This window comes from Streptococcus sp. 1559 (assembly GCF_013276735.1).
Classification (GTDB): domain Bacteria; phylum Bacillota; class Bacilli; order Lactobacillales; family Streptococcaceae; genus Streptococcus; species Streptococcus pseudopneumoniae.
This window is the reverse complement of the sequence record NZ_VMLO01000037.1, coordinates 1-6,332: the sequence shown is the minus strand read 5'-3', so window position 1 is coordinate 6,332 and position 6,332 is coordinate 1. Positions and strand designations below refer to the sequence as shown.

Sequence of the window (6,332 nt, the reverse complement as noted above, 5' to 3'; positions counted from 1 at the left end):
TTGAGGTTGCAGATGGAAGCTGACGTGGTTTGAATTTGATTTTCGAAGAGTATTATAGTCCCATTAAACGATAAGCCTGATCTCTAAGGTCCTTATCTGTTTCAAATAGACCACGAGCTACTGTCGTCAAGGTTGCAGTGCCTGGTTTTCTGACACCACGCATACTCATACACATATGTTCTGCCTCAATGACAACAATGGCTCCCTTAGCTCCTAGATAGTCCATCAAGGCATCGGCCACTTCGATATTCAAACGTTCTTGAATTTGTGGCTTTTTCGAATAAACTTCAACCGTACGGGCTAGCTTAGACAAGCCTGCCACACGGCCATCTGGAATGTAGGCAATGTGCGCTCTACCATAAAATGGCAAGAAGTGGTGTTCACACATTGTATGGAAAAAAATATCCTTTTCTACCACCATATTATCATCAATAATCTCAAAGGATTTTGACAAATGTTCCTCCGCTGTTTGACCAAGACCTGAAAAAATCTCTTGGTACATACGAGCGACACGAGCAGGTGTTTCCTGTAAGCCCTCGCGGTTAGCGTCCTCTCCGACAGCCTCGATAATCATTTTTACAGCTGCTTCAATCTTTTGTGTATCCATTTTCATTCTTCCTCTCCATCAGATAGGCTCTCACTTGGCTCAAGAAATACAAGGAACCTGTGACAATCCTAACTGTTTGTTTCTCTTCTTTTTTATCTGTCAATTTCTGCTCTAGAAAATCCTGCCAACCTTGGTAGCTGAGATTTCTAGACTTAGCTGCCTCTTTCAGCACGCTTTCATCAGTCGCCCGACTATCGTCAAAATGTGTCAAAGTAAGCTCGGTATCTGGCATGGCCCCCAGCAAGTCCAACATATCCTCCAAGGCCTTGGTTTTAATACAAGTAAAGAGGATTTCCTTATGATAATCCGCAAAGCGTTCTTGCAAGGTTGCTAATAAAGCCTTGATAGCATGGGGATTGTGGGCCCCATCCAAGATCATCAAGGGATCTCTTGACACGATTTCCAAACGCCCTGGCCAACTTGTTTCTTCCAAGGCTTGAGCAAGCAAGTCATTGCTTGCTAGTTCTCGACCATCTTCTTGACAAAAAGTATCAAGTAAAGCTATGGCCATCCCAGCATTCTCTATTTGGTACAAACCAAGTAAACCTGTCTGGAAGCGACCTTGTCTGACAGCACTTGTATAGTCAAAGACTTCGCCTGTCACCACACTCTTTTGATGGCTGACCTGATAATCTGCCCCGTAGGCAAGTCTCGGCGCATCTTTCCCTTCTGCAATGCGGTCAATCACAGCCAAAGCATCTGGAGAAATGCGACCTGTCACCAAGGAAATACCTTGTTTGATAATACCAGCTTTCTGCTCTGCTATGGCTTCCAAGGTGTCACCAAGTAGAGCCACATGATCCAATCCAATAGTCGTGATTCCTGTCAAAATGGGCTGACAGACATTGGTACTATCTAAAAGTCCACCCATGCCGACTTCCATGATAGCCACGTCTACTTGCTCCGAGGCAAAGTAATCATAGGCTATGGCTGTGATAATCTCAAACTCGGTTGTCCCCTGCAAATTGGCGACCGCTTCTCCCTCCAGCAAAGACTGATAGTCTGCCATGAGGGCTTCTAGTCTAGCCTCTGGAATGGATCCCCCATTGATGCTAATCTGGTCTGTATAATGAATGAGATAGGGCGAGCTAAACACGCCAACTCTCAGCCCTAGCTTTTTCAGCATATTTGTCAAAAAAGCAATGGTCGAACCCTTGCCGTTGGTCCCTCCGATATGGATGACCTTGAGTTTGAGATGGGGATTGCCACGCAAAGCTAACAGTTCCACCATTCGTTCCAAGCCAAAATGCGGTTGATCCGTCCGGTAGTTAGCAATCCACTGATTGTTTTCAAATTCTTTCATCTTATTTGTATTGTTTTAAATCTAAATTTTCCGCTTCATCAGCCAGACGAATAGCGGAAGCAATTTCAACTGCCATCCTGTGATTAGCTACGTCATGCACGCGCACCACTTCTACACCCTGTCTCGCAGCGATACTAGTTACATGAGCCGAAGCCGTGTCCCGATTACGGAAACCAATTTCTGTCTCAGGATTGACTTCAAAACCATTTTCTTCAAGGATATTGATGACAAACCGCTTGCGCGACACTCCAAGAAAGATTGGATAGCCTTTCTGATGTAGTTTATCCAGATCCCGTAAAAGAAGCAGATTTTCTTTCTTGGTCAGACCAAAGCCAATTCCTGGATCCAGCAGGATGTTTTCTTGAGCAATACCAGCTTCCTCTGCTCTCGTTAGTGCTCTGTCAAAGAAAGCCTCCATCAAGTCTTCGATTGGCAATGTTTCAAAGTCAGCTAACTCTTCCTCTGTAAAAGCTTGACCAAAGCCAAAATGAGGAAATATGAGCGAGCTAGGATGCTGAGGTCGTGCCATGACTGGATTAAACATGATGACTACTTTCGCTCCAGCCTTAGCAACCACATGGGCCATTTTTTTATCACCCATAAGACCAGTGATATCATTGACTAGATTGGCACCAGCAGCCAAAGCAGCCTCTGCCACCTGACTCTTCCAAGTATCGATAGAAATAAGGACATCACTTTCCTTGCGAATCGCTTTGATCACTGGAACAACACGCTGGATTTCCTCTTCTATCTCAACATAGCTACTTCCCGGCCGAGTCGATTCTCCGCCGATATCTAGCATACTAGCCCCTTCTGCTATCAATTTACGAGCCTGCTGGAGCGCTTGCTCAAGCGCAAAAAATTGACCACCATCCGAAAAAGAATCTGGGGTTACATTGATGATTCCGCAAATAGCTGTCTTTGCATGATTGGCTTTAGTTGACATATCGGTCACTCCCTCAAGGCTTTTCACCATATTATTTCTCTATTTTACCATAAAAAGAAAAAGATGGACACGATTGCATTCATCTTTTTCCCAGTAGAAAACAAGTAAGCAATTGTCAATAATCTTATACTCTTCGAAAATCTCTTCAAACCGCGTCAACGTAGCCTTGCCGTACTTAAGTACAGCCTGCGGCTAGTTTCCTAGTTTACTCTTTGATTTTCATTGAGTATTAAACAGAAATTCCTAAAATCCGACTCATGAGCACCACAAGAGCCAACAAACAGAAAGCAACCCCATTCACAATCATGTGAAGCAAGATCGACATTTCCAAACGTTGGGTCTTGTAAGCCGTCCAAGATAGAACGATCGACATACCTCCATAAATCAATAAAGAAGGTAAATTACTTGGTTGATGCAATAAAGCAAACACAATCGTACCGACTACAAATCCCAAGTTCTCCTTGCCTCGGAAAATCTTTTTAGGAACAATCCCACGGCACAAGATTTCCTCACAAATTGGAGCAAGCAAGGCTAGCAAGAAAAAGCTAGAAATCAAAGAACTATTTTGAACCATATCGTTAATCTGAGACTGGTTACTTGTTGTCGTCTCATTTGACAGTTGTAACAAGATAGAACCAAGTATATTTGAACAGATAATGACTAAATAACTCAAGCCCAAACGTGCCAAATCCTTAGCTCTAAAAAAAGAAAAATTAAAACTTGCTAACTGCGTTTTACGAGCTCCAAAAATAAATAGTGCCAACACTACAATCGAAAGACCAGCAACTATCAGTCCTGACTGTAACAGTGGTACTGCATTTAAAGTTAAAATAGCAGTAACTGCTAAAGGAAGCTGATATAAAATTGTCGCTAGCAAAAAGACCAAAATCCAGCCTGCACGATTCAACAATTCTTTCCACATACTTTTCTCTTCCATCATTCATCTCCTAGACTTTGTATTAAAAAAAGGGGGAAATCCCCCCTGGGTCATTCTATTATAAGGCCATGCTGATATAGTTAAGGATAAACAAGGCATCCAAAATCCAAATCATTGCATGAACATCTTTAACTTGACCTTTGACAATCTTAGTTAAGGTGTAAGCCAAGAAACCAACTGCAATCCCTTGAGTAATAGAGTAGCTGAATCCCATAAAGATAGAAGTGAAGAAGGCAGGAACTGCTTCTGACATATCATCCCAATGGATATTTTTCAAGCTGCCAAGCATCATAATCCCAACAATAATCAAAATTGGAGCTGTAGCAGATGAAGGTACGATAGCTAGAAGTGGGCTAAAGAAACTTGAAATCGCAAAACAGATTGCCACAACCAAGGCTGTCAAACCAGTACGTCCACCTGCACCAATACCAGCAGCAGACTCAACATAAGTCGTTACGTTCGAAGTACCTGCGATGGCACCAATTGAAGTACCAATCAAGTCAGAGTAAAGAGCCTTGTCTAACTTAGCTGATTGATGATTTTCACCATTTGTCGCTACGATACCAACTTTTTCACCTGTACCGATCAAGGTACCAATTGTATCAAAAATATCTGTCAATGAAAAGGCAAGAATAGCCATCAGAGTTTCAGGCAAGCGAGCTGTATCTGAAATCAAAGCTCCCAAACCTTCTGAACCAAGAGCTGCACCAAAGATTGTCTTCAAATCTTTAAAAGCTGCACCAACATGGTTATTAGCAAAATCGATGCTTGACAAATCTACCAAACCAACTGCAATAGCAAGAACAGTTGTTGTCAAGATAGAGAGGAGAATTCCCCCTTTAATTCCTTTGATGACAAAGAAAACTGTGATAGCGAGTCCTGCAAGAGCCACCAAAACAGCTGGATTATTAAAGCTGACCAATCCTGGAACTGCTGAAGAGTTTGCTGCAATCGTTGCTTGAGCTTTGTCAGCCCCTTCTCCTACAACAGTATAGTTACCTGGATCAATCGTAAATTTCAAAAGTCCAGCATTCTTAATCCCTACATAGGCAAGGAAGACACCGATACCAGCTGAAATAGCTGAGCGAAGAGCATTGGGAATCGATTCAATGATCATTTTACGAACATTTGTCAAGGTAATAATCAATGAGATAATTCCACAGATGAAGACCATAGCTAGGGCTTCTTGCCAAGAATAACCAAGTCCGAATACAACTGTAAAGGTAAAGAAGGCATTGAGTCCCATACCTGGCGCTTGGGCATAAGGTAAGTTAGCGTAGAAGGCCATCATCAGGGTACCAGCAACTGCACCAATAATCGTTGCGAGGAATACACCCTGAGCAGGCATTCCTGTTTGCGAAAGAATTTGTGGGTTTACAAAGAGAATATAGCTCATTGCAAAGAAAGTTGTTAAACCAGCGAGAACCTCTGTACGAACGTCTGTACCGTTCTCTTTTAGTTTAAATAATTTGTCCATTATCAATCTCCTTTTAATTTTTACGAACAATAATAGAATTATATCATTTATCATTCACTTTTTCAATATCTTTGTTTGATTTATTTAAGAAATTGATGAAATTTCATTTTTTGTTTGGAATCTGCTTTTCTGCCTGCTTTTTGTTATAATAGAAGACATCTTATCTGAAAAGACACTAGAAAGGTCCATATGACGAAAAAAATTATTGCAGTTGACCTGGATGGAACCCTGCTCAACTCAGACAGTCAAATTTCTGACTTTACCAAAAAAACCATCAAAAAAGTTGTTGAAAAAGGACATCAGGTTATTATTACGACAGGTCGCCCTTACCGTATGTCAAAAGATTTTTACCATGAACTAGGCTTAGACACTCCTATGATTAATTTCAACGGCTCCCTTACTCACTTACCAGACCAAATTTGGGATTTTGAAAAGTGTTTAACTGTAGACAAAAAATATCTTTTAGATATGGTTCGACGTTCAGAGGACATTCAAGCCGATTTTATCGCTGGAGAATATCGTAAAAAATTCTACATTACAAATCCCAATGAAGAAATTGCCAATCCCAAACTATTTGGTGTAGAAGCTTTCCATCCTGAAGATCAATTTCAGCCTGAGTTGGTAACCAAGGATCCTAACTGTATTCTGTTACAGACCAGAGCCAGTGACAAATATGCCTTGGCAAAAGAAATGAACGCTTTCTACCAGCATCAACTGTCCATCAATACCTGGGGAGGTCCGCTCAATATCCTTGAGTGTACCCCAAAAGGTGTCAACAAGGCCTTCGCCTTAGACTACTTGCTCAAGGTAATGAACCGTGACAAAAAAGATTTGATTGCTTTTGGAGATGAACACAATGATACCGAAATGCTAGCTTTTGCTGGGAAGGGTTATGCCATGAAAAATGCCAATCCAGAGCTACTCCCTTATGCAGATGAGCAAATTTCCCTTACCAACGACCAAGATGGGGTTGCCAAAACCCTACAAGACTTATTCTTATAACCTATACTGATACTCAATGAGAATCAAAGAGCAAACTAGGAAGCTAGCCGTAGGTTGCTC

At 41.7% G+C, this 6,332-nt stretch carries 6 protein-coding genes; 1 reads left to right on the top strand and 5 read right to left on the bottom strand.

Features of this window, described 5'->3' with window-relative positions; all coding sequences use genetic code 11:
* Positions 1-52 precede the first annotated feature (52 nt).
* The 5 genes from folE to HT688_RS06150 form a co-directional block, all read right to left on the bottom strand.
* Entirely contained in the window at positions 53-607 is a 555-nt protein-coding gene (gene folE, locus HT688_RS06170; protein WP_172923651.1) for a GTP cyclohydrolase I FolE, read from the bottom strand.
* Positions 588-1,910, bottom strand: coding sequence for a bifunctional folylpolyglutamate synthase/dihydrofolate synthase (locus HT688_RS06165; protein ID WP_000657461.1), 1,323 nt, complete (start codon positions 1,908-1,910; stop codon positions 588-590). The genes folE and HT688_RS06165 overlap by 20 nt, the downstream gene beginning before the upstream one ends.
* A 1-nt stretch (position 1,911) precedes the next feature.
* Positions 1,912-2,886: a dihydropteroate synthase gene (gene folP / locus HT688_RS06160; protein WP_172923650.1), complete on the bottom strand. Its 975-nt coding sequence runs from the start codon at positions 2,884-2,886 to the stop codon at positions 1,912-1,914.
* 199 nt (positions 2,887-3,085) lie between these two features.
* On the bottom strand, positions 3,086-3,793 hold the full coding sequence (locus HT688_RS06155) for a CPBP family intramembrane glutamic endopeptidase (protein ID WP_172923649.1): 708 nt from the start codon (positions 3,791-3,793) through the stop codon (positions 3,086-3,088).
* A gap of 58 nt (positions 3,794-3,851) precedes the next feature.
* Entirely contained in the window at positions 3,852-5,270 is a 1,419-nt protein-coding gene (locus tag HT688_RS06150) for an NCS2 family permease (RefSeq protein WP_172923648.1), read from the bottom strand.
* A gap of 189 nt (positions 5,271-5,459) precedes the next feature.
* Here HT688_RS06150 and HT688_RS06145 point away from each other — a divergent pair, with 189 nt between their 5' ends.
* Positions 5,460-6,272: a Cof-type HAD-IIB family hydrolase gene (locus HT688_RS06145; protein WP_172923647.1), complete on the top strand. Its 813-nt coding sequence runs from the start codon at positions 5,460-5,462 to the stop codon at positions 6,270-6,272.
* The last annotated feature ends 60 nt before the right edge of the window (positions 6,273-6,332 follow it).